General features: G+C 62.4%; 22 protein-coding genes. 9 read left to right on the forward strand and 13 right to left on the reverse strand.

Annotation, left to right across the window (positions count from 1 at the left end; translation table 11 throughout):
- Positions 1 to 111 precede the first annotated feature (111 nt).
- The 5 genes from purE to ACZ9IL_RS16910 all read right to left on the reverse strand — a co-directional run bounded on the left by purE (position 112) and on the right by ACZ9IL_RS16910 (position 3,977).
- Positions 112 to 618, reverse strand: a complete 507-nt coding sequence (gene purE, locus ACZ9IL_RS16890; RefSeq protein WP_033131395.1) for a 5-(carboxyamino)imidazole ribonucleotide mutase — start codon at positions 616 to 618, stop codon at positions 112 to 114.
- A 74-nt stretch (positions 619 to 692) separates the two neighbouring features.
- Positions 693 to 1,250 (reverse strand): DNA topoisomerase family protein, encoded by a 558-nt coding sequence (locus ACZ9IL_RS16895; protein ID WP_476004511.1) that lies wholly within the window; start codon positions 1,248 to 1,250, stop codon positions 693 to 695.
- Positions 1,251 to 1,305: 55 nt separating this feature from the next.
- Complete coding sequence (locus ACZ9IL_RS16900; RefSeq protein WP_476004512.1) at positions 1,306 to 1,779, reverse strand: DUF494 family protein; 474 nt, start codon at positions 1,777 to 1,779, stop codon at positions 1,306 to 1,308.
- The gene (dprA, locus tag ACZ9IL_RS16905; RefSeq protein ID WP_476004513.1) at positions 1,772 to 2,887 is read right to left on the reverse strand and encodes a DNA-processing protein DprA; all 1,116 of its coding nucleotides are present in this window, start codon (positions 2,885 to 2,887) and stop codon (positions 1,772 to 1,774) included. The genes ACZ9IL_RS16900 and dprA overlap by 8 nt, the downstream gene beginning before the upstream one ends.
- Before the next feature lies 1 nt (position 2,888).
- On the reverse strand, positions 2,889 to 3,977 hold the full coding sequence (locus tag ACZ9IL_RS16910) for a LysM peptidoglycan-binding domain-containing protein (protein ID WP_476004514.1): 1,089 nt from the start codon (positions 3,975 to 3,977) through the stop codon (positions 2,889 to 2,891).
- 108 nt (positions 3,978 to 4,085) lie between these two features.
- On the opposite strand from ACZ9IL_RS16910, the gene def reads away from it, so the two are divergent.
- The 5 genes from def (at position 4,086) to ACZ9IL_RS16935 (ending at position 9,942) form a co-directional block, all read left to right on the forward strand.
- Entirely contained in the window at positions 4,086 to 4,598 is a 513-nt protein-coding gene (def, locus tag ACZ9IL_RS16915) for a peptide deformylase (protein ID WP_033131390.1), read from the forward strand.
- Between the two features lie 12 nt (positions 4,599 to 4,610).
- The gene (gene fmt / locus ACZ9IL_RS16920; protein WP_476004515.1) at positions 4,611 to 5,555 is read left to right on the forward strand and encodes a methionyl-tRNA formyltransferase; all 945 of its coding nucleotides are present in this window, start codon (positions 4,611 to 4,613) and stop codon (positions 5,553 to 5,555) included.
- 45 nt (positions 5,556 to 5,600) lie between these two features.
- Positions 5,601 to 6,893 carry a 16S rRNA (cytosine(967)-C(5))-methyltransferase RsmB gene (gene rsmB / locus ACZ9IL_RS16925; protein WP_476004516.1) on the forward strand — a complete coding sequence of 431 codons (1,293 nt, stop codon included), beginning with the start codon at positions 5,601 to 5,603 and terminating at the stop codon, positions 6,891 to 6,893.
- Positions 6,894 to 7,029: 136 nt separating this feature from the next.
- Complete coding sequence (gene trkA / locus ACZ9IL_RS16930) at positions 7,030 to 8,406, forward strand: Trk system potassium transporter TrkA (RefSeq protein WP_476004517.1); 1,377 nt, start codon at positions 7,030 to 7,032, stop codon at positions 8,404 to 8,406.
- 93 nt (positions 8,407 to 8,499) lie between these two features.
- Positions 8,500 to 9,942: a TrkH family potassium uptake protein gene (locus ACZ9IL_RS16935; RefSeq protein WP_476004518.1), complete on the forward strand. Its 1,443-nt coding sequence runs from the start codon at positions 8,500 to 8,502 to the stop codon at positions 9,940 to 9,942.
- Positions 9,943 to 10,140: 198 nt separating this feature from the next.
- On the opposite strand, the gene rmuC is transcribed toward ACZ9IL_RS16935, so the two are convergent.
- Both rmuC and ACZ9IL_RS16945 read right to left on the reverse strand, forming a co-directional pair.
- Positions 10,141 to 11,469: a DNA recombination protein RmuC gene (gene rmuC, locus ACZ9IL_RS16940; protein WP_476004519.1), complete on the reverse strand. Its 1,329-nt coding sequence runs from the start codon at positions 11,467 to 11,469 to the stop codon at positions 10,141 to 10,143.
- 227 nt (positions 11,470 to 11,696) lie between these two features.
- Positions 11,697 to 11,912, reverse strand: a complete 216-nt coding sequence (locus tag ACZ9IL_RS16945) for a hypothetical protein (protein WP_476004520.1) — start codon at positions 11,910 to 11,912, stop codon at positions 11,697 to 11,699.
- Between the two features lie 138 nt (positions 11,913 to 12,050).
- On the opposite strand from ACZ9IL_RS16945, the gene ACZ9IL_RS16950 reads away from it, so the two are divergent.
- The gene (locus ACZ9IL_RS16950) at positions 12,051 to 12,563 is read left to right on the forward strand and encodes a ferredoxin-type protein NapF (RefSeq protein WP_476004521.1); all 513 of its coding nucleotides are present in this window, start codon (positions 12,051 to 12,053) and stop codon (positions 12,561 to 12,563) included.
- A gap of 94 nt (positions 12,564 to 12,657) precedes the next feature.
- On the opposite strand, the gene ACZ9IL_RS16955 is transcribed toward ACZ9IL_RS16950, so the two are convergent.
- The 6 genes from ACZ9IL_RS16955 to aptA form a co-directional block, all read right to left on the reverse strand.
- The gene (locus tag ACZ9IL_RS16955) at positions 12,658 to 13,110 is read right to left on the reverse strand and encodes an Rrf2 family transcriptional regulator (RefSeq protein ID WP_476004522.1); all 453 of its coding nucleotides are present in this window, start codon (positions 13,108 to 13,110) and stop codon (positions 12,658 to 12,660) included.
- 286 nt (positions 13,111 to 13,396) lie between these two features.
- The gene (locus tag ACZ9IL_RS16960; RefSeq protein WP_476004523.1) at positions 13,397 to 14,236 is read right to left on the reverse strand and encodes a PfkB family carbohydrate kinase; all 840 of its coding nucleotides are present in this window, start codon (positions 14,234 to 14,236) and stop codon (positions 13,397 to 13,399) included.
- A 77-nt stretch (positions 14,237 to 14,313) separates the two neighbouring features.
- Positions 14,314 to 15,285 (reverse strand): LysR substrate-binding domain-containing protein, encoded by a 972-nt coding sequence (locus tag ACZ9IL_RS16965; RefSeq protein ID WP_476004524.1) that lies wholly within the window; start codon positions 15,283 to 15,285, stop codon positions 14,314 to 14,316.
- Between the two features lie 154 nt (positions 15,286 to 15,439).
- Positions 15,440 to 16,168, reverse strand: coding sequence for a glutamine amidotransferase-related protein (locus ACZ9IL_RS16970; protein WP_476004525.1), 729 nt, complete (start codon positions 16,166 to 16,168; stop codon positions 15,440 to 15,442).
- An 82-nt stretch (positions 16,169 to 16,250) separates the two neighbouring features.
- The gene (locus tag ACZ9IL_RS16975) at positions 16,251 to 17,747 is read right to left on the reverse strand and encodes a CoA-acylating methylmalonate-semialdehyde dehydrogenase (protein WP_476004526.1); all 1,497 of its coding nucleotides are present in this window, start codon (positions 17,745 to 17,747) and stop codon (positions 16,251 to 16,253) included.
- A gap of 115 nt (positions 17,748 to 17,862) precedes the next feature.
- Positions 17,863 to 19,194 (reverse strand): omega-aminotransferase AptA, encoded by a 1,332-nt coding sequence (aptA, locus tag ACZ9IL_RS16980; protein WP_476004527.1) that lies wholly within the window; start codon positions 19,192 to 19,194, stop codon positions 17,863 to 17,865.
- 173 nt (positions 19,195 to 19,367) lie between these two features.
- On the opposite strand from aptA, the gene ACZ9IL_RS16985 reads away from it, so the two are divergent.
- The 3 genes from ACZ9IL_RS16985 to ACZ9IL_RS16995 all read left to right on the forward strand — a co-directional run bounded on the left by ACZ9IL_RS16985 (position 19,368) and on the right by ACZ9IL_RS16995 (position 21,887).
- Complete coding sequence (locus ACZ9IL_RS16985; RefSeq protein ID WP_476004528.1) at positions 19,368 to 19,910, forward strand: cupin domain-containing protein; 543 nt, start codon at positions 19,368 to 19,370, stop codon at positions 19,908 to 19,910.
- A gap of 181 nt (positions 19,911 to 20,091) precedes the next feature.
- Complete coding sequence (locus ACZ9IL_RS16990) at positions 20,092 to 21,588, forward strand: aldehyde dehydrogenase (RefSeq protein WP_476004529.1); 1,497 nt, start codon at positions 20,092 to 20,094, stop codon at positions 21,586 to 21,588.
- Between the two features lie 125 nt (positions 21,589 to 21,713).
- The gene (locus tag ACZ9IL_RS16995; protein WP_476004530.1) at positions 21,714 to 21,887 is read left to right on the forward strand and encodes a hypothetical protein; all 174 of its coding nucleotides are present in this window, start codon (positions 21,714 to 21,716) and stop codon (positions 21,885 to 21,887) included.
- Positions 21,888 to 21,897: the final 10 nt, after the last annotated feature.

The following is a 21,897-nucleotide window of genomic DNA, read 5'->3' on the forward strand; positions in this document are numbered from 1 at the left end:
TCATCACTTATTAAGATTGAACCTGTTAGAGCGGCAGCCGCCGGTGCACATTCGCGCGTCCTGTTATCCAGGAAAAGCACGAACATGTCCGGCTGGCTGCCGCCTCATTACTTACTTGAGCAGCTCAGCCTGCAGGGCGGCATCCTTGGCCATCACCTCTTCGGCATTCTTCTGGCGTTCCGCCCGTACCTTGGCCGCCAGCTCGTCATTACCGACCGCCAGCATCTGGGCAGCCAGGTAACCTGCGTTCTTGGCGCCGGCTTTGCCGATCGCCACTGTCGCTACCGGCACGCCACCCGGCATTTGCACGGTGGAGAGCAGCGCATCCAGGCCCTTGAGCGGACCGCCATCGATAGGCACTCCGATCACCGGGCGGGTGGTGATGCCGGCGACGGCACCGGCCAGATGGGCGGCCAACCCGGCGGCACAGATAAAGACCTTGCAGCCACGGGCTTCGGCATCGGTGACGTACTGATGGGTCGCCGCCGGAGTACGGTGCGCGGAGGTCACTTTCACTTCCACTGTGATATCAAAAGTCTTGAGGACTTCAAGGGTGGTTTGCATCACGGGGAAATCTGAATCAGAGCCCATCAATACGGCAACAAAGGGTTTATTCATGGTGGGAATTTCCTTACTCCAAGTGGGGGGTTGAAGTTCGCCGAAAACGTTTCAATTTGGTTACGGCGGCGGGATTATACCTGCTCAGTTTGATGGCCGCATTTCTTTTGCGGGCAGATCCAGCACAGATTTCCCCTCACTTTCTTCTCTACCATGATGCCCCAGCCACATTTTGGACAGGGCATGGGGATCGGCTTGTCGTTAACCACATATTTACAATGGGGATAGCCGTCGCAGGAATAAAACTGTTTGCCGTAACGGGAAGTGCGGCTCACCAGATGGTTCTTGCCACACTCGGGGCAGAGGATCTGGGTGTCGTCGCTCTCCTGCAAGGATTCGATATGCTGACAGACTGGATACTGGGTACAACCCACAAACAGGCCGTAGCGCCCCTTCTTGATCGCCAGTGGCTGGCCGCAGTCCGGACAGGCTGAACCCTCGAGCACCTTCTCGATATCACGACCAGAGGGGGTCAGGGAGCGGATGTAATCACAGGAAGGATAGGCGGAGCAGCCTAGAAAGGGACCATGCTTGCCCTGACGGATCACCAGCTCGGCACCACACTGCGGGCAAGACTCCCGCTCGAACGCAGGCTCGTGGGTGGAGAAAAGATGATGATCGATTTTTGACATGGGCCGCGCCTTGAAATCCAGATGGTCTGAATTCTACCAGCGCGGCACCGAGCTGTCAGTGGATGACACCGTCTGACTCATCAAACACCAGCTCTTCCATCTGCTGATAGGCATTTTCACTGCCCGGTACGTTGAACAATACCATCATGACTACCCATTTGAGATCATCCAGCTCGATATCCGGTTTATCCAGCTCGAGCAGACGCTCGATGCAGATCTCGCGGGTTTCGGCATTCAACACCTGCGCCTGTTCCAGGAACAACAGGAAACCGCGGCACTCGGTGCCCAGGCGGGCCAGCTCTTGCGGGGCATAGATCCGCATCGAACCTTGCGCGCTGGCGGTGACATACACTTCCCGCTCGCTGTCATGCAGATTGGCCAGCCGCTCCAGCCAGTTGAGCGCCTTCTCGATTTCGTCTTGATTGAAACCGGCCCGGCTCAGTTCGTCGGTGAGTTCATCCTGCTCGACCATCACATCTGCATCGCTGTGGATGTAGGTCTCGAAAAGGTACATCAATACATCAAACATGATTCGCCCTCCTCGTTCTGACGTATCCACCGGCTACCGCCATCACTGCACCTGCCAGCTCCAGCTCTACCAACCTGCCGAGCACTTGCTCGACAGGAAGCCGGGACCGCTCGGCAACGGTATCCACGCTCGTGGCTTCATAATCTACGTTATCCAACAAATCGGCATAAGGCAATTCGCTATTATGCGAAGGCTCTGGAGAGCGGCTCACGGGCGGAGCCAGGGACGCCAAAGCCGGTAATTCCTCCATGACATCGGCGGCCGTCAAGACCAGCTTGGCCCCCTGCTGGAGCAGCCGGTTGCAACCTGCCGCCTGGCTATTTTGCGGGGCGCCGGGTACGGCAAACACCTCGCGACCCTGCTCCAGCGCGTAACGAGCGGTGATCAGGGAGCCGCTCTGCTCGGCGGCCTCCACCACCAGGGTCCCGAGCGACAGACCGCTGATGATGCGATTACGACGGGGAAAATGCTCGGCCAAGGGGCCCTTGTCCGGCGCCAGCTCGGAGATCAGCAGACCACCGCGCGCCAGGATTTCCATGGCCAGTCCCTGATGACGCTTCGGATAGAGGCAATCCAGCCCGGAGCCCAGCACCGCCAGCGTCACGCCGCCCGCTGCCAGCGCCTGCTGATGACAAACGCCATCGATGCCCAACGCCAGCCCCGAGGTGATCGCCAGACCGCAGGCCACTAGCTCGGCACACAAGCGAGCCGCGTTGTCCTTGCCGGCATAGGTGGGATGGCGCGTCCCCACCATCGCCAACTGTGGCAATGCCAGCGACTCCAGCGCACCACGGCAATAGAGCAACAGGGGAGCGGCAGGGATCTCTTTCAACAGGGCAGGATAGTGAGGGGAGTCGGGGCAGATAAGATGATGGCCTTGCCTGGTGGCCCAGTTCAGGCTCTGTTCCACTTCGGGTTGCGGCCACCTGAGTTGCCGGATCTGGGCCTCATCGAGGCCAATTTCCCGCAACCTCCTGTCATCGCAGGCAAACAGGGCGACGATATCGCCCTCGAAGCGGGCCAGCAGACGGGCCGCGGTGACCGGACCTATGCCGGTCACCGCATCCAGCGTCAACCATAGCGCGAGTCGTTCCAGCGGAGGCGACACGTCAGAAATTGCTGACCTGATAACCGGAACCGACCATGTCCTGGCTCTGCAGGATGAGGCCATAACTCAGCTTGTCGTACACCTTGAACAACATGACTCTGGCAACCGCCTCGGCTGGCAGGGCCGACTTGCCAGCGGAATAGAATGCCTTGTCATAAATGGAGGAATACTCCCGGTACGACACCTTGCCATTTTTATCCACCATCTCGGCGCCAGGGCGCAGGATCTGGAGCACATCACCAGGAGCCACCTGCTCCCGCAATCCCTTGTTGATGAGGACCACGTCAAATTTGCCACCACCGTGCGCCTTGCTCGGCAGCTCGATCACATAACCTGGGGTGATGGCGGGTGCAGCTTTGGGCATGAAGACGGCGGAGAGACTCTCCTGGGGTGGCAGCGGGATGATTTTGTCCCCCTGATACACCTCGCGTCTGTTGTGAGTGAGCGTGACTCTGGTGCTGTTGTTGGCCAACAGCTCCTCGGCCCTGACCGTGCCGACGAAGACCGCCTCCTGGCCAAGTGGCTCCCCGGTGTGCTTGTCCTTGTAGGTCACGCCGAGGTGATAAACTCCATAATCCTGGCCAGGGGTGAGCGACCCCTGCACATAGAGGGTGTCTCCCTCCAGCATGCCGACATGCTTCTCGTTATTGCCGAGCACATAGGGCATGTCCTTGCTCTGCTGGCTGTCGGCCAGGATATGATCGGTCTGCAGGAAGGAGCCTATCTCGCTGAGCGGCAGGGTCGGGATCGGGCTGGCCTTGTTTTCATAGCGGCTCTTGGGAGACAGGTGAATGACCTGTTTGCCGCCCTGACTGGCCTTGCCGAGGCGGGGCTCACCATTGACCCAGCTCAGTTGCAGCACGTCACCGGGGTAGATCCAGTGCGGATTGGCGATCTGGGGATTGATGTTCCAGAGACGTGGCCAGAGCCAGGGTTCGGCCAGATACTGACCCGAAATACCCCAAAGAGTATCCCCCTTCTGCACCACATAATTGTCAGGATGGCCAGGTTTCAGCGTCAGCTGCTGCGCCATGGCGCCACTGGTCAGGGTTACCGCCAGGCAGGCGAAGATGGTTTGCTTCAGATGCATAACACTCCCTGTTACTTCTGCACGCAAAGTGTTGCTGTTTTTTGTCGGCGTAAATGACTAGAATTACGTCAATATTGACTGCATTTATACGAAACTAAAGAAAAAACTATGGCCATTCTAGATGTATTGCGTTTCCCCGATGAGCGTCTGCGTACTATCGCAGCCCCTGTCGAGACCATTACACCCGAGTTACAACAGATTGTAGATGATATGTTCGAAACCATGTACGCGGAGGAAGGCATAGGCCTGGCCGCGACTCAGGTCGACATTCATCAGCGCATCATAGTGATCGATGTCTCTGAGAACCGTGAAGATCAGCTGGTATTGATCAACCCCGAGATTCTGGAACAGTCCGGCAGCACCGGCATCGAAGAGGGTTGCCTCTCCGTCCCCGGCAGTCGCGCCCTGGTACCACGGGCCGAGTGGGTCAAGGTGCGGGCGCTGGATCGCAACGGCAAACCTTTCGAGCTGGAAGCGGACGATCTGCTCGCTATCTGCATTCAGCATGAGATGGATCATCTGGTCGGTAAACTGTTTGTGGATTACTTGTCCCCACTCAAGCGCCAGCGCATTCGTCAGAAGCTGGAAAAGATGGCCCGTGAAGATCGCCAAGCCCTCTGAGGATCTGCCCCATTGAATAAGCTGAAACTGATTTTTGCCGGTACCCCCGACTTCGCCGCCCGTCACCTGGCGGCGTTGTTGTCTTCCGAGCACGAGGTCGTCGCCGTCTACACCCAGCCGGACAAGCCGGCAGGCCGTGGTCAGAAGCTCACCGCCAGCCCGGTCAAGGCGCTGGCCCTCGCTCACAACCTGCCGGTGTATCAGCCCGCTTCCCTGCGCAATGAAGAGGCGCAGGCCGAGCTTGCGGCCCTCGGCGCCGATCTCATGGTGGTGGTGGCTTACGGCCTGATCCTGCCCAAGGCGGTGCTCGACACCCCGCGCCTGGGCTGCATCAACGTGCACGGCTCCCTGCTGCCACGCTGGCGCGGTGCCGCCCCGATCCAGCGCTCCATCTGGGCGGGGGATAGCGAAACCGGCGTGACCATCATGCAGATGGACGTGGGGCTGGATACCGGCGCCATGATCCGCAAAGTCACCTGCTTCATCGCCGCCGACGAAACCTCCACCAGCCTGTATGACAAGCTGGCCGAGCTGGGCCCCCAGGCACTGGTCGAAACGGTCGATGCCATGGCCGCAGGCGAGGCTCAGGCCGAGCAGCAGGACGATGCGCTGGCGAACTACGCCCAGAAGCTCTCCAAGGAAGAAGCCCGCATCGACTGGTCCATGGATGCCGCCGCCATCGAACGCTGCATCCGCGCCTTCAATCCCTGGCCCATCAGCTGGTTCGAGGTGGCTGAGCAGACCATCAAGGTCTGGCAGGCCGAGGTGCTGGAGCAGGAACACGGCCAGGCTGCCGGTACTCTGCTCAAGGCCGACAAGCAGGGGATCGACGTTGCCACCGGCAAGGGCGTGCTGCGCCTGCTGACCCTGCAGCCCCCCGGCAAGAAGGCCATGTCCGTCTCGGATCTGCTCAACTCTCGCCGCGACTGGTTTGAACCCGGCACGCAATTGAATTGAACCAAGCGGGGCCCGGGCCCCGACTTGCGCATCTAAGGTAACCATATGAAAACACGTGCACAGGCTGCTCTCGTTATTCAACAGGTGCTGGATCAGGGCCAATCCCTCTCCGCTGTTCTGCCTGCTGCCCAGGAGAAGGTCGCGCCTCGCGATCGCGCCCTCCTGCAAGAACTCTGCTACGGCACCCTGCGCTGGCTGCCCCGCCTCGATGCGGCGGTGAGCGAAATGATGGACAAGCCGCTCAAGAACAAGAGCCGCATCTTCCACTACCTGATCTTGGTCGGTCTCTACCAGCTCATCTACACCCGCATTCCGGCCCATGCCGCGGTGGCCGAGACCGTCAACGCCGTCAAGCTGCTCAAGGGCACCTCCCTGCGCGGCCTCATCAACGGCGTGCTGCGCAACTTCCAGCGCAGCGCCGAAGTCATACTGCTGCGCATCGACCGTGTCCCCAGCATCCGTCTCGGCCATCCCGAATGGATCACCAAGCGCCTGCGCCAGGCCTATCCTGACGACTGGGAATTCATCATGGAGGCCAACAACCAGCGCCCCCCCATGTGGATACGCAACAACAGCCAGCGCCAGAGCCGCGAGCAGATGCTGGCCCGCATGGCCGAGGCCGGCATCAATGCGGTCGCCGGCGAGGAAGGGGACGACTGCATCCTGCTGGAGCGCCCCTGCGACGTGACCAAGCTGCCCGGCTTCGAGCAGGGCGACTGCTCGGTGCAGGACGGTGCCGCCCAGCAGGCCGCCCGCCTGCTCGATCCCCAGCCCGGTGACTGGGTGCTGGATGCCTGCGCCGCCCCCGGTGGCAAGACCGCCCACCTGCTGGAGTTGCAACCCGGGCTTGCCGGGGTGGTGGCGGTCGATGCCGACGACAACCGCCTCAAGCGGGTGCAGGAGAACCTGGATCGCATCGGCCTCACCGCCCAGGTGATCCACGGTGACGCCAGCACCCCCGAGCAGTGGTGGCCACAGGGTCAGTTCGATCGCATCCTGCTGGATGCCCCCTGCTCCGCCACCGGCGTCATCCGCCGCCACCCGGACATCAAATGGCTGCGCCGGGATCAGGACATCCGCGAACTGGCCGAGCTGCAACGCCGCATCCTCAACGCGCTCTGGGCGAAGCTCAAAGTGGGTGGCACCCTGCTCTACGCCACCTGCTCGGTGCTGCCGGAAGAGAACCGCGAGCAGATCCGCGCCTTCCTCGCCGTCACCCCGGATGCCCGCCTGATCCCCCTGCACGAGGGAGACAATCCGGACAATCCGGGTCGCCAGTTCCTGCCGGGCGAGGCGGAGATGGACGGTTTCTACTACGCCAAGCTGATCAAGCAGTAAGGGTCAGGGCGCCGAACCGGGCGCCCTCGTTTCGAAGCCACCATGTTGAGCAAGGTGTCCCGATGAAGATCATCACCCTGGGCGTCACACCGGCTGGCCCCTCCCGTAATGAAGCAACCTTGAGCAAGATTTCCCTATGAAAATCATCATTCTTGGCGCGGGCCAGGTCGGCGGTACCCTGGCGGAGAACCTGGCGGGCGAGAACAACGACATCACCATCGTCGATACCGACAGCGACCGCCTGCGGGAGCTGCAGGACAAGTTCGATCTGCGGGTGGTGAACGGCCACGGCGCCCACCCCAGGGTGCTGCGCGAGGCGGGGGCCCAGGATGCGGACATGCTGGTCGCGGTCACCAACAGCGACGAGACCAACATGATCGCCTGTCAGGTGGCCTACTCCCTGTTCAATACCCCGAACAAGGTGGCACGGATCCGCTCCCCGGCCTATCTGGTGGAGCGGGATCGGCTGTTCCTGCCCGAATCCGTGCCGGTGGATCACCTGATCGCCCCCGAGCAGCTGGTAACCGACTACGTGCGCCGCCTGATCGAGTATCCGGGTGCGCTGCAGGTGGTGGACTTCGCCGGTGGCAAGGTGGGTCTGGTAGCGGTCAAGGCTTACTACGGCGGCCCGCTGGTGGGCAATGCACTCTCCACCCTGCGGGATCACATGCCGAACATCGAGACCCGGGTGGCTGCCATCTTCCGTCAGGGCCGCTCCATCCGTCCCCAGGGGACCACCATCATAGAGGCGGATGACGAGGTGTTCTTCGTCGCCGCCGCCGGTCATATCCGGGCCGTGATGTCGGAGCTGCAACGACTCGAGAGCCCCTATCGCCGCATCATGATCGTCGGCGGCGGCAACATCGGCGCCGGTCTCGCCCGCCAGCTGGAGAAGCGCTACAGCGTGAAGCTGATCGAGCGCAACCAGAAGCGGGCGGAGCAACTGTCGGAGCTGCTGGAGAACACCATCGTGTTCTGCGGCGACGCGGCGGATCAGGAGCTGCTGGCGGAGGAGCACATCGATCAGATCGACGTCTTCATCGCGGTGACCAACGAGGATGAGGCCAACATCATGTCGGCCCTGCTCGCCAAGAAGATGGGCGCCAAGAAGACCATGGTGCTGATCCAGCGCGGCGCCTACGTGGATCTGGTGCAGGGTGGCTCCATCGACATCGCCATCTCACCCCAACAGGCCACCATCTCGGCCCTGCTGACCCACGTGCGGCGGGCCGACATCGCCAACGTCTACAGTTTGCGCCGCGGCGCGGCCGAGGCCATCGAGGCCATCGCCCACGGCGATGAAAACACCTCCAAGGTGGTGGGCAAGACGGTGGGTGATCTGAAGCTGCCGCCGGGCACCACCATAGGTGCGGTCGTGCGTGGTGACGAGGTGCTGATCGCCCATGATCGCACCCAGATCAAGCAGGATGACCACGTGGTGATGTTTCTGGTCGACAAGAAATACATCCCGGAAGTGGAGCGTCTGTTCCAGCCAAGCCCCTTCTTCCTCTAACCTGGCCATGCATCAGACAATGGCAGCCAGACCCGGACAACGACCCAGCGTCTTGTCCGGGTCTTTTGTTCATCCCAGACCCGGTCTTCTTCCATGATCAAGCTGCGTCCCATCCTCTTCAGTCTCGGGCTGGTGCTCTCCAAGCTGGCCCTGTTCATGTGGCTACCCACCCTGCTGGCGCTGTTCAGCGGCTCCGAGGGTTTCGTCGAATTTCTCAAGTCGGTGCTGATCACCCACGGCGCCGCCCTGCTCTGCCTGCACCACGGCCGCAAGGCGGAGTTTCACCTCGGGGTGCGGGAGATGTTCCTGCTCACCACCTCGGTCTGGGTGGTGGCCTGCATCTTCGGCGCCCTGCCCTTCGTCTTCATCACCCACATCCACTTCACCGACGCCTATTTCGAGACCATGTCCGGGGTGACCACCACGGGTTCCACAGTGCTCTCCGGCCTCGATGGCATGGCTCCCAGCATCCTGCTGTGGCGCTCCATCCTGCAGTGGCTGGGAGGGGTCGGCTTCATCGTGATGGCGGTGGCGGTGCTGCCCTACCTCAACGTGGGCGGCATGAAGCTGTTCCAGACCGAGAGTTCGGATTGGTCGGACAAGAGCGCGCCGCGCGCCAAGACGGTGGCCAACAACATAGTGCTGGTCTATCTGGTGCTCTCCATGCTCTGCTTCCTCGCCTACTGGGTGAGCGGCATGACGCTGTTCGAGGCGGTCAACCACGCCATGGCGACCTTGAGCACCGGCGGTTACTCCACCTCGGATCAGTCCATGTCCCACTTCTCCCACGCGGCACACTGGATTGGCACCCTGTTCATGTTCCTCGGCGGCCTGCCCTTCCTGCTCTATGTGCAGGCCCTGTCCCGGCGCGACAACAGCCTGCTCAAGGATGCCCAGGTGCGTGGCTTTTTCTGGTTGGTGGTCTGGGTAACCCTGGTGGTCACCTTCTATCTCTGGGCAAGAGATATTTACGGCTTCATGGATGCGCTGCGCATCAGCAGCTTCAACATCGTCTCTGTGCTCACCACCACCGGCTTCGGCCTCGGTGACTTCGGCACCTGGGGGCCGCTCACCAGCATCATCTTCATCATCCTGCTGGCGCTTGGCGCCTGTTCCGGCTCCACCGCCGGGGGCCTCAAGATCTTCCGGGTGCAGGTGGCTTTCGCCCTGTTCCGGAAGCAGATGCGCCAGCTGATGCACCCCTCCGCCGTGTTCCCGCAAAAATACAACGGCCGACCGGTCAACGACGCCATCATCCGCTCCATGATCTCCTTCGTGCTGGCCTACTTCGCCATCATCTTGCTGATCGCCGGCCTGCTCGCCGCCATCGGTCTGGATCCGCTGACCGCCATCTCGGGCTCCATCACCGCGGTGGCCAACGTGGGCCCCGGCATGGGCCCGGTCATCGGCCCCAGCACCAACTTCGCCAGTCTGCCGGACTCGGCCAAGTGGATACTGTCGTTCGGCATGCTGCTGGGGCGGCTCGAGATCCTGACCGTGGCGGTGATCTTCTTCCCCTCGTTCTGGAAACAGTAGCAATGGAGTGTTGAATGGCTTTTTCGGAGAGAAGCGCTCTGCCATCAACCCTCGATGGCAGTTTGATATTTTGGCGGGATGACGAGGGGCAAGACAACCATCTGTCGACCAGAATGCCTCCCCTCTGGTCGAGTCGAGCGGATAGCAAAAAGGCAGCCAGCGGCTGCCTTTTACATGTCATGGCATGGATGAGCCGGCTTATTCGGCCTGGTCTTCCCGCTCCAGCGCGCGGTTGATCAAGGGCTCGGGCAATGGTTTGGTCACCTCCACCCCCAGCTCGCGGAAACGCTCGGCCTGGGAGATCAGGTTGCCACGGCCGTTGACCAGCCGGCCCATCGCCTTGTCGTAGCTCTCCTGCGCCTTGTGCAGGCTGCCCCCCATCTGCTGCATCTCCTCCACGAACAGCCGCAGCTTCTCGTAGAGCCGGCCGGCCCGCTCCGCTATCTGACGCGAGTTCTGGTTCTGCCGCTCGTAGCGCCACAGGTTCTCTATGGTGCGCAGCGCCACCATCAGGTTGGTGGGGCTCACCAGCAGGATGTTGTGATCCAGCCCGTAGCGCACCAGCGACGGATCGGCCTCCACCGCGGTCAGGAAGGCCGGTTCCACCGCCACGAACATCAGCACGTAGTCGAGGGTTCGCACCCCCGGCAGTTGCTGGTAATCCTTGCGACCCAGTTCGCGGATGTGGTTGCGCACCGAGGCGACGTGTTCCTTGAGCGCCACTGCCCTGCCCAGCTCGTCATCGCTGTTGTACCAGCGCTCGTAGGCGGTCAGCGACACCTTGGCGTCGATGATGATGTCTTTCTCCTGGGGCAGGTGAACGATCACATCCGGCTGGTAGCGCTTGTTCTTCTCCACCTCGATATTGACCTGGGTATGGTACTCGTGACCCTCCCGCAGGCCGCACTCTGAGAGGATACGGGCCAGCACCACCTCGCCCCAGTTGCCCTGCTGCTTGCTGTCGCCCTTGAGGGCGCGGGTGAGCGCCGCCGCCTCCTCGGTCATGCGGGCGTTGAGCTCGGCGAGCCGCTCCAGCTCGAACCGCAGGCTGTGGCGCTGGGCCGTCTCCTGGGCGTGGGTCTCCCCCACCTGGCGGCGGAAGCCCTCGAGCTGCTCCTTCAGCGGGGTCAGCAGCAGATCCAGGCTGTTCTGGTTCAGCTCGCGGAAGTTGCCGGAGTTTTGCTCGAAGATACGGTTGGCGAGGTTTTCAAACTGCAGGCTGAGGCGGGCCTCGGCCTGCTGCTGCAGTTGCAGCTTCTCGGCGCTGGCGATGCGCTCGCTGCGCAGGGTCGCCTCGGCATCCTTGAGGCGGGCGGTGAGCTTGAGCAGCAGGGTCTGCTGCTGTTCCAGCTTCTGCTGGCCCAGCATCTTCTCGTCCTGCAACTCGTCGAACCTGTCCTGCAGCGCCTGATAACGCTCCTCGAGCAGCAGGCTCTGCTCGCGGGCTCCGCGCCGCCCGACCAGCCAGCCGAGCCCGAGGGCGAGCAGCCCCGCCAGCAACGCAGGCAGCCACGCCGCCAGCGTCATCGACGCCCCCGCTGACGCAGGAACGGTTCGGAATAATGGCTAAGAAGCCGCCGTGGCTGAGTATCGAACAATCTCATCGACGCCCCCGCTGACGCAGGAACGGTTGGGAATAATGGCTAAGAAGCTGCCGCGGCTGAGCATCGAACAATCTCATCGGCGGCCCCGCTGACGCAGGAACGGTTCGGAATAATGGCTAAGAAGCTGCCGCGGCTGAGCATCGAACAATCTCATCGACGCCCCCGTTGACGCAGGAAGAGTTCGAGATAGCGATTGAGCAGCAGCCAGATCAGGACATAGAGGAGATAGGCTGCCAGCACCACCCACTTGTGGCTGTTGACCCCGGTATCGAGATCGGCGAACTCGATACCCTTGATGTGGCAGTAGGCCCACATCAGCAACGGGAACACATAGAGCAGAGAGGCACGCCAGAGAAATAACCACATGTGTATGTTCAACCACGCAAAAAGACCTGCCTAGCTTACACAAGGCCAACCCGGCTTGCGATCCTGCGCCGCGCTATTCTCTGGCTTGCCGACAGAAATCCCGCTAAAATTAACCCCTAATGGGTATTCGGGGTAGGCATGGCACATTTTTTCTGTCGCTGGTTGATGCACGCACTGGGAGACACCGGCAAACCGCCCGTGGTTTGCCATGAAGCGCGCCCGCCCTGGGCCATCGAAGAGTCTCAATTCCTCTCCCTCTGCAGCCGCTGCGGCGACTGCTTCAAGGCTTGCCCCAACGGCTTGCTCAAGCCGGCCGATCAACCTGAATACGACGGTACCCCCATCGCCGGCACCCCGATGCTGGATCTCGCCTGTGGCCAGTGCAGCTACTGCGGCAGTTGTGCCAGAGCCTGCCCCACGGGGGCGCTGGACTTGCACCTCGGCCGCCAGGTACAGACCCGGGTCAGGATCGAGGCGAGCTGCCAATCCCGCCAGGGCTTCTACTGCCTGCTGTGCGAGGATGCCTGTCCCCAGCAGGCGATCAGGGCCAGCTGCGACGGGGTGAGCATCAACATGGCGGCCTGCGATGGCTGCGGTGCCTGCGGCCTCGCCTGCCTGCACGGGGCCATCACCCTGATCCCCCAGCACTGACGGTATCGCCACTCATCTGATCCCAACAGTGGCGTCATTCCAGATGCCAGAAAACACAAAGGGGCCCGAAGGCCCCTGATGCACGCCGTGGCGGCTATGACATGGTGAGGATGGAGTCCTGCTCTATGCCCAGCAGGTGGCAGAGCCGGGTCGGATCCCGCACCGCATCGGCCAGGGTGTATTCCCCCAGCACCTCGAGGAAGGCGTTCATGGCCCGGCGCAGAATGCCCTGAATGCGGCAGCCACCGGAGAGGCGGCAGTTCTCGCGCTTGCAGTCCACCGGGCAGAGCACGTTTTCCATGTCCATCACCACGTCACGCAGGTTGATGGAGACGGCGGAACGCCCGAGACGGATGCCGCCATGCTTGCCACGTACCGTCTCTATGTACCCCTTGATACCGAGCTGATGCACTATCTTGACCACGTGGTTGCGGGAGATGGCGAAGGTATCGGCCACCTCGGTGATGGTCGACAGGCGATCACCTGGCTGGATCGCCAGAAACGTCAGGGTACGCAGGGCGTAGTCGGTAAATCGTGTCAGTTGCATGGTCGCACTTGCCTCTTACTACAAGCCAGAAATCAGGACGACAACCGATGGCCAAGAGGGGAGATGACAGGTGCGCCGGCACAGGATCCGCTTCTTCAGCCGAGTCGTAGAGTGACAAGGTTAAGAGCAGCCCGGACGGGTGTCGACGAAGATGTACATAAATCGACACTTTCTTTGATTGATCGCAAACTTGCCTGCTCGGGGGGAAGTTTTGGTCATTTCTGGCGGCGAACTTCCACCAGCCAACCTGACCCGAACCGGCGAAAAACGGGCAGATCGCGCGTCCTCAGTGCGGCTGCTTCAGCCAGTTTTTCAGCGCCAGGGAGGGGATCGAACTCTCGGAGGCGACCGCGAAGGCGCCCCAGTCCACCGCGCACTGCAGGGCATCCCCGATCGCCATGCCTCGCGCCAGACCGTGGATCAGGCCACCGGCGAAGGCATCCCCCGCCCCCGTGGTATCCACCACCGACACCGGCCGCGCCGCCACCCGGATCTGCTCGTCACCGTGGATGGCCACGGCCCCCGCCTTGCCCTCGGTCAGCACCAGCCACTCCAGTTGATCGCCCGCCAGCGCACGGGCATGCAGCCAGGGATCGCTCACCTCGGCGAGATCGGAGCGGGAGGCCACCAGCACGTGACAGGGACGACGAGCCTGCCCGCCCTTGGGGTACTGGGCCACCACGAAACTCTTGCCGAGCATCTGGCGCATGTAGCCGATGATGGCGGTACCGGGATAGTTCACATAGAGGCAATCCACCCCGTCCGTCGGCAGATTGCCGGGCAGATCCGGGCGGCGCTGGCGCCTGAGGATGGTGCGCTCGCCGGTGGAATCCACCAGGATCAGCAGCTCGCCGGTCTCGCCGCCGAAGCGCTCAACATGGGTGCAGTTCAGGCCATAACTGGCCGCCTGCTCCAGCAACCAGTCGCCGGTCTCGTCCAGCCCGACCCGGGAGGCGATGTGCACCTCGTGTCCCGCCCACACCAGGCCGATGCCGCTGTTGGCGGCGCCACCGCCGAGCCGGCGCCCCTGATCCACGTATTGCAGGCGTGCCCCTGCCACCAGCGGTTCGGCCAGGGAAAGCACGTGATCACAGTTGAGATTGGCGAGCAGCAGGATGCGGGACATGGGGACCTCCGAAACGAGAAGGGCCCGGCGGGGCCCAAGATGGCGGTGTCATCACCGGGGGAGATGACGAAGAGGGATCAATAGACCGGCAGTTCCACCCCCGCCAGCAGCTCCTCGATGCGCGCCTGGGTCGGCTGCTGCATCACGTTCTGGATCATCTCCTTGGTGAGATGAGGGGAGAAGGAGCTGATGAAGTCATACATGTAGTTCTGCAGGAGGATGCTCTTGCTGAAGCAGATCTGGGCCGGGCAAGGCTCGAACAGATACTCGAGATTGATGGCCACCAGGCCGGGAGCGTCGTGGTCGTTGGCCACCAGCGAGGAGATGATGCCGATGCCGAAGCCCAGCTCCACGTAGCGCTTGATGACGCCGGCATCCATCACCGTCATGTAGTAATTGGGGCTGAGGCCGGCGGCCTGGAACACCCGATCCTGCACCTGACGCCCGGTGGCGCCGCTCTCGTAGCTGAGGATGGGATACTGGCAGAGCTGCTCCAGACTCGGCTTCTTCACCTTGGCCAGCGGGTGATCCTGCGGCACCACCAGAGACAGGGTCCAGAGGTAGGCGGGCAGCGCGATCAGCTCCTTGTCGAAGCCGATCTCGTGAGCCACGATGGAGAAATCCGAGTAGCCCTTGCTGATCTGCTCCTTGGTCGCCGACATCACGGGATGCAGGTGGAACGAGATCTTGGGGTACTTCTTGGTGAAATAGGTGACGCTTTTGGGCAGCAGGTAGCGCGCTATGGTGTGGGTGGTGTGGATGTTGAGCGTGCCCACGGTCGGATCCAGGTATTCGCGGGAGATGGCCTTGATCTTGCCCTCTATGTTGAGCATGGCCTCGGCGCACTTGATGATCTCTTCCCCCACCGGGGTGATGCGATGCAGGTGTTTGCCACGCCGCTCGAAGATGCGCACCCCCAGCTCGCTCTCCAGCAAGCCGATCTGCTTGCTCACCCCAGGCTGACTGGTGTAGAGCGCATCGGAGGCGACGGACACGTTGAGATTGTGGTCCCGCACCGCGATCAGATACTTCAACTGCTGTAGTTTCAAGGTTGCATCCTCACAGGCTGGCGCGGCTGTCAGCAGATGGACAAGGCCGCCACAAATGGCGGCCAGTGTATCATCCGACATTGGCATATCACCGCTTGATCCTTCATTTTGCTACAAAATCTAGCATCTGCAGAGGTGATATGACAAACGGGGTTCAGCGCAAACCGGGCCCGACCGGCAGCATGCCGAGGAACTGCAGCAACCATTGCATCATGGCCGCCGAGTCCACTTCCCCCTCCAGGGAGGAGAGACTGCTTTGGTAGTACTCGTCGGGCAGCCTGTCCCGGCGTCGCTCGATCAACGCCCGGTTGTATTCCACCGAAAACTCCGGATGGCCCTGAATCGCGACGATGTGATCCCCCTGCAGGAACATGAAGTTGGGACAGAAATCGTTGCCCGCCAGCAGGGTCGCCCCCGGCGGCAGCTGCTCCACCTGATCCTGGTGACTGGCCAGGATCCGGATCGTCTCCAGCTCAGGCTGCATCCAGGGTTTCGCCGCCTGCATGGGATGTACCGAGACGCCGAGCCCCCAGCCCTTGGTGGACTTCATCACCTCCCCCCCCAGCGCCTGGGCGATCACCTGATGGCCGAAGCAGACCCCGGCCAGCTTGACGTTGGCGTCATGGGCCTGGCGGATCCAGTCGCGCAGCGCCTGGATCCAGGGCAGACTGCTGTAGGCATCGTGGCGCGAGCCGGTGATGAGCCAGGCATCGCACTCGGTCAGATCGGCCGGCAGCTCGCCATCGAGCGCCGACCAGACCCGGTATTCCAGCCCCGGCGCCAGCGCCCGGAAGCCCTTGATAAACATCTCGGAGTAAACGGGGCCAAAATCACCCACCAAATCGGGGTCCAGCCGGTCACAATCGAGAATTCCCAGTCGCATCTGTTACTCCTTCACAGGGATAGCGGGGCACTCCGGCGGATCCCTCCGCCGGGCCATGCCTGGGCTAGCTACTGCATGGTTGTCATTTCATGGTCGGCATGGAGAACTCGGCGCCGGCCCGCAGGCTCTGGGGCCAACGGGCGGTCACCGTCTTCATCCGGGTGTAGAAACGCACTCCATCCGGCCCGTGCATGTTGAGCGGCCCGAAGATGGACCGCTTCCAGCCACCGAAGCTGTGAAACGCCATGGGCACCGGGATGGGTACGTTCACCCCTACCATACCGACCTGAACCCGAGTGGTGAAGTCCCTTGCGGTGTCACCGTCACAAGTAAAGATGGCGGTGCCGTTGCCGTACTCGTGCTCGTTGATGAGCCTGAGTCCAGTTTCATAGTCCGGCGCCCGCACTATGGCCAGCACCGGGCCGAAGATCTCCTCCCGGTAGATGCGCATCTCGGGGCTCACCCGATCGAACAGGCTGCCGCCGATAAAGTAGCCCTCGTCGCTACGATGGGTGCGGCCATCGACCACCAGCGCGGCGCCCTCGGCCACCCCCTGATCCACGTAACCATGCACCTTTGCCAGGTGTTCCCGGCTGATGAGCGGCCCCATCTCGTTCTCCGGGCTCTGACCCAGTCCCGGGCCGACCCGCAGCGCCGCCACCAGGGGCGAGAGCCTAGCCACCAGGGCATCGGCAGTCTCGTCGCCGACCACCAGGGCCACCGAGATCGCCATGCAGCGCTCACCGGCGGCGCCGTAGGCCGCCCCCATCAGGGCGGAGACCGCCTGATCGAGATCCGCATCCGGCATCACCAGCATGTGGTTCTTGGCACCGCCGAGCGCCTGCACCCGCTTGCCGTGGGCCGAGGCGGTGGCATAGATGTACTGGGCAATGGGAGTAGAGCCGACGAAGGAGACGGCGGCCACCCGCGGGTCGGTCAGCAGCACGTCGACGACCTCCTTGTCGCCATTGACCACGTTGAGCACCCCGTCCGGCAGGCCCGCCTGCTTGAGCAGCTCGGCCATGCGCAGCGCCAGCGAAGGATCCTTCTCGGACGGCTTGAGGATGAAGCTGTTGCCGCAGGCCAGCGCCACCGGGAACATCCACAGCGGCACCATGGCCGGGAAGTTGAACGGCGTGATCCCGGCGCAGACTCCCACCGGTTGCATCATGGAGTGGCTGTCCACCCCGCGCCCCACGTTGAGAGAGTGCTCCCCCTTGAGCAGATGAGGGATGCCGCAGGCAAACTCCACCACCTCCAGCCCCCGGGTCAGCTCGCCCTGGGCGTCGGAGAACACCTTGCCATGCTCGCGGCTGATGAGCCGGGCCAGATCGTCCCTGTGCTGCTCCATCAGCTCCTTGAAGCGAAACATCACCCGCGCCCGCACCAGCGGCGGGGTCTGGGACCAGTCCGCGAAGGCGCGCTCGGCCACGGCGATGGCCTCCTGGCACTCGGCGGCAGTGGAGAGCACCACAGAGCCCTGCTGCTGGCCGGTGGCCGGGTTGAAGATGGCGCCGAAGCGCTCGCTGCGGCTCTCATGTGTCTCGCCGTTGATGAAGTTGCTAACCCGGTATGTCATATATCCTCCGTGATGGATCATCCGTCTCTTCCTGCGCGCTGCGCGGCCTGATGAGCACGCAAGCGCAGCAAGAGGGCGCCCGCACCGGCGGGCGCCCTGCAATCTGGTGAAAAAATTATTCCTGGGTCTGCAACACATCCTGCAGCAGGGTGAAGAGATCGTCGATCTGGCTGCGCTCTATGATGAGGGGTGGCGACAGGGCGATGATGTCGCCGGTGACGCGGATAAGCGCCCCCTTCTCGAAGCAGCGCACGAACACCTCGTAGGCGCGTTTGCCCGGCGCATCCGGCAGGGATTCGAGCTCGATGCCCGCCACCAGGCCGTAGTTGCGCACATCCTTCACGTGCTTGCAGCCCTTGAGGGAATGGGCCGCCTCCTCCCAGTACCCCGCCAGGGAGGCGGCGCGGCTGAGCAGGTTCTCATTGCGATAGATCTCTAGGGTCGCCAGACCCGCGGCGGCGGCCACCGGGTGGCCCGAGTAGGTGTAGCCGTGAAACAACTCGATGGCGCCCTTGCCCGCCGCGATCATGTCGTCGTAGATGCCATCGCGCACCAGCACGGCGCCCATGGGAATGGCGCCGTTGGTGAGCCCCTTGGCGCAGGTGATCATGTCGGGCATGACATCGAATTCCTGGGCGGCGAAGGGGGAGCCGAGGCGGCCGAAACCGGTGATCACCTCGTCGAAGATCAGCAGGATGCCGTGTTTGGTGCAGATCTCCCGCAGCCGCTTGAGGTAGCCCTTGGGCGGCATGATGACGCCGGTGCTGCCGGCGATGGGTTCGACGATGACCGCCGCGATGTTGCTGGCATCATGCAGGAAGACGATCTTCTCCAGCTCGTCGGCCAGACTGACGTCTTCTGCTGGCAGGCCTCTGGTGAACGCATTTTTAGCGATGTTGAGGGTATGGGGCAGATGATCCACCCCGCCGAGCAGGGAGCCGAACCACTTGCGGTTGCCGGGGATGCCGCCGACCGAGATGCCGCCAAAGCCGACCCCGTGGTAGCCGCGCTCACGGCCGATGAGGCGGGTGCGGGTGCCCTGACCCCTCGCCCGCTGCCAGGCCAGCGCCATCTTCAGCGCCGTGTCCACCGCCTCCGAGCCGGAGTTGGTATAGAAGACGTGGCCAAAGCCCTTGGGGGCGATGTCCACCAGCTGGTTCGCCAGCTCGAACGGCAGCGGGTGGCCCATCTGGAACGTTGGGGCGAAATCGAGGTGGGAAATCTGCTGGGAGACCGCCTCGGCAATCTCGCGCCGACCATGACCCGCGTTGCAACACCAGAGTCCGGCGGTGCCATCCAGTATCTTGCGGCCATCCTCTGAGTGATAATACATCCCCTCTGCCGACTTCAGGATCCGCGGCGCCGCCTTGAACTGCTGGTTGGCGGTGAAGGGCATCCAGAAGGCGGACATGTCGGAAGGGGTATTGATGTCGCTAATCGGTTTCATGGTCACCTCATCCTTAAGGCGTTTAGTAACGCTTGGTTTATGCCTATTAAATTAAACACCTGAATTCCTAAAAAGGGGCGGTTTATCGCCCCTGCTTGGTGTCACCCCCTCGGGGTGGTATAAGATATTTAACACAATTTTAATAATAGTAAACAGTCAAGGAGTGTCTATCGATGGATATCGGTCACCGCCTCAAGGCGGTTCGCACCAAGGCGGCCCTCTCCCAGCGTGAGCTGGCCAAGCGCTCCGGTGTGACCAACGGCTTTATCTCCCAGATCGAAAAGAATCAGGTGAGCCCCTCCGTGGCCTCACTGCGCAAGGTGCTGGAGGGCATTCCCATGTCGCTCGCCAGCTTCTTCACCGATGAGACGGAGATGGATTCCGAGGTGATCTTCCGCGCGGACGACATGCCGGATCTCGGCACTCATCCCATCAGCTATCGACTGGTGGGTCACAGCCGCGCGAACCGCGCCATCGGCATGATGCAGGAGGTTCTCCCCCCCGGCGCCGACACCGGCGACGACATGCTGAGCCATGAGGGCGAGGAGTGCGGCATCGTCATCCAGGGCCAGGTAGAGGTCACCGTCGGCGAGCAGATCCACCTGCTGGCGCCGGGGGATGGCTACTACTTCGACAGCCGCACCCCGCACCGCTTCCGCAACATCGGCGAGCAGGAGTGCGTGCTGATCTCGGCCAATACCCCGGCCAGTTTCTGATGGCGATCCGCTAGCCCGGCACTGGCCCCACGGACGGGGGCCAGTGCCAATCCCGGTCAAGGCTCCCGGCCAGCAAACAGGGGGCAGTGTTTAATGAATTGTTACAAAGTGGATTTACAAGCGGCAGGATGTTTAGCATATTGATACGCGAAGACGTTTTTTGCCGGTTCAAGGAGTGAACATGAGTGACCTGACCCTGGCCCAGTGGCAACACAAGGCCTCCCATCTGACCCTGCCCTCGCAAGCCTTCATCGACGGTAACTACCGGGATGCCGTGAACGGTGCCACCTTCGACTGCATCAACCCGGCCAACGGCCAACTGCTGACCAAGGTCGCATCCTGCGACGCGGCCGATGCCGAGCTGGCGGTGCAGGCCGCCCGCGCCGCCTTCGTCGACAAACGCTGGAGCGGGCTGGCCCCGAAACAGCGCAAGCTCATCATGCAGCGCTTCGCCGAGCTGATGCGCCTCAACAAGGTGGAGCTGGCACTGCTGGAATCGCTGGACATGGGCAAACCCATCGGCGACGCCATGGGCTATGACGCCCCCGCCGCCGCCAACTGCATCGCCTGGAACGCCGAGGCCATCGACAAGATCTACGATCAGGTCGCCCCGGTGGAGGAGAGCGCGCTGGCGCTGGTGACCCGCGAGGCACTCGGGGTAGTGGCCGCCATCGTGCCCTGGAACTTCCCGCTGGTGATGGCCTGCTGGAAGCTGGGCCCGGCGCTCGCCACCGGCAACTCCGTCATCCTCAAGCCGTCCGAGAAATCCCCCCTCACCGCCCTGCGCATCGCAGGGATAGCGAAAGAGGCGGGCATTCCGGATGGCGTGTTCAACGTGCTGCCGGGCTTTGGCCACACCGTGGGCGAGGCGCTGGCCCTGCACATGGACGTGGATTGCATCACCTTCACCGGCTCCACCAAGATCGGCAAACACCTGGTGCAGTGCTCCGGTCGATCCAACCTGAAACGCGCCTTTATGGAGTGCGGCGGCAAGAGCCCCAACATCGTGCTGGCGGATGCGCCGGATCTGGACACCGCCGCCAAAAGCGCGGTGGGCGCCATCTTCTACAACCAGGGCGAGGTGTGTACCGCCGCCTCCCGCCTGCTGGTGCAAAACAGCATCAAGCCGCAGTTCATGGCGCGGCTGCTGGCTCATGCCCGTGAATGGATTGCCGCCAACCCGCTCGATCCCGCCACCCGCATCGGCGCCATGGTGGACGGCATCCAGATGGATCAGGTGCTGAACTACATCGCCATCGGCCAGCAGGAAGGCGCCAGGTTGCTGCTGGGGGGCAAACGTACTCATGCCGAGAGCGGCGGCTTCTACATCGAGCCGACGATCTTTGACGAGGTGACACCCGAGATGCGCATCTTCCGCGAGGAGATCTTCGGCCCGGTGCTGGCGGTGACCGGCTTCGACACCCTCGAACAAGCCATCGCCCTTGGCAACGACACCGATTACGGTCTCGCCGCTGCCCTCTGGACCGCGGATCTCAACAAGGCGGTCAAGGGCTCCCGTGCCCTGCGCGCCGGCACCGTGTTCGTCAACAACTGGGACGGCGGAGACATGACCATGCCGTTTGGCGGCTTCAAGCAGTCCGGTAACGGTCGCGACAAGTCGCTGCACGCGCTGGAGAAGTACACCGAGCTGAAAAGCACCTGGATCCAGCTCGAATAACGTCGAATATGACGCTATCGGCAACAAAGGGGGGAGAAATCCCCCTTTTTCATTTTTACCCTTTCATCACCGGCCTCAATCGATATAATCGTCAAATAGACAAGCCATTCAATATAAAGATAAAAATGTTGTTCTTCCTGGCGAGTGTACTGTTTCTGGTGGTGGGTCTGCCGCTGCTGTTCTTCCTGTTGGGCCAGGGCGAGGCCTACGTGACCTGGGGCCCCTGGATCTCCGCCATCGCCCTGATGCTATGGCTGCTGATGGACGTGGAGAAGATCCGTCGTGGCGGCGGTCGCTGACCCGGTCCTG

This window comes from Aeromonas sp. TECH754 (genome assembly GCF_056279295.1).

Excerpts from the sequence above, each read along its gene's own strand:
- purE (WP_033131395.1), bottom strand. The coding sequence starts at position 618 with ATGAATAAACCCTTTGTTGCCGTATTGATGGGCTCTGATTCAGATTTC.
- ACZ9IL_RS16895 (WP_476004511.1), bottom strand. The coding sequence starts at position 1,250 with ATGTCAAAAATCGATCATCATCTTTTCTCCACCCACGAGCCTGCGTTC.
- ACZ9IL_RS16900 (WP_476004512.1), bottom strand. The coding sequence starts at position 1,779 with ATGTTTGATGTATTGATGTACCTTTTCGAGACCTACATCCACAGCGAT.
- ACZ9IL_RS16910 (WP_476004514.1), bottom strand. The coding sequence starts at position 3,977 with ATGCATCTGAAGCAAACCATCTTCGCCTGCCTGGCGGTAACCCTGACC.
- def (WP_033131390.1), top strand. The coding sequence starts at position 4,086 with ATGGCCATTCTAGATGTATTGCGTTTCCCCGATGAGCGTCTGCGTACT.
- rsmB (WP_476004516.1), top strand. The coding sequence starts at position 5,601 with ATGAAAACACGTGCACAGGCTGCTCTCGTTATTCAACAGGTGCTGGAT.
- trkA (WP_476004517.1), top strand. The coding sequence starts at position 7,030 with ATGAAAATCATCATTCTTGGCGCGGGCCAGGTCGGCGGTACCCTGGCG.
- ACZ9IL_RS16935 (WP_476004518.1), top strand. The coding sequence starts at position 8,500 with ATGATCAAGCTGCGTCCCATCCTCTTCAGTCTCGGGCTGGTGCTCTCC.
- rmuC (WP_476004519.1), bottom strand. The coding sequence starts at position 11,469 with ATGACGCTGGCGGCGTGGCTGCCTGCGTTGCTGGCGGGGCTGCTCGCC.
- ACZ9IL_RS16945 (WP_476004520.1), bottom strand. The coding sequence starts at position 11,912 with ATGTGGTTATTTCTCTGGCGTGCCTCTCTGCTCTATGTGTTCCCGTTG.
- ACZ9IL_RS16950 (WP_476004521.1), top strand. The coding sequence starts at position 12,051 with ATGGCACATTTTTTCTGTCGCTGGTTGATGCACGCACTGGGAGACACC.
- ACZ9IL_RS16955 (WP_476004522.1), bottom strand. The coding sequence starts at position 13,110 with ATGCAACTGACACGATTTACCGACTACGCCCTGCGTACCCTGACGTTT.
- ACZ9IL_RS16960 (WP_476004523.1), bottom strand. The coding sequence starts at position 14,236 with ATGTCCCGCATCCTGCTGCTCGCCAATCTCAACTGTGATCACGTGCTT.
- ACZ9IL_RS16970 (WP_476004525.1), bottom strand. The coding sequence starts at position 16,168 with ATGCGACTGGGAATTCTCGATTGTGACCGGCTGGACCCCGATTTGGTG.
- ACZ9IL_RS16975 (WP_476004526.1), bottom strand. The coding sequence starts at position 17,747 with ATGACATACCGGGTTAGCAACTTCATCAACGGCGAGACACATGAGAGC.
- aptA (WP_476004527.1), bottom strand. The coding sequence starts at position 19,194 with ATGAAACCGATTAGCGACATCAATACCCCTTCCGACATGTCCGCCTTC.
- ACZ9IL_RS16985 (WP_476004528.1), top strand. The coding sequence starts at position 19,368 with ATGGATATCGGTCACCGCCTCAAGGCGGTTCGCACCAAGGCGGCCCTC.
- ACZ9IL_RS16990 (WP_476004529.1), top strand. The coding sequence starts at position 20,092 with ATGAGTGACCTGACCCTGGCCCAGTGGCAACACAAGGCCTCCCATCTG.
- ACZ9IL_RS16995 (WP_476004530.1), top strand. The coding sequence starts at position 21,714 with ATGTTGTTCTTCCTGGCGAGTGTACTGTTTCTGGTGGTGGGTCTGCCG.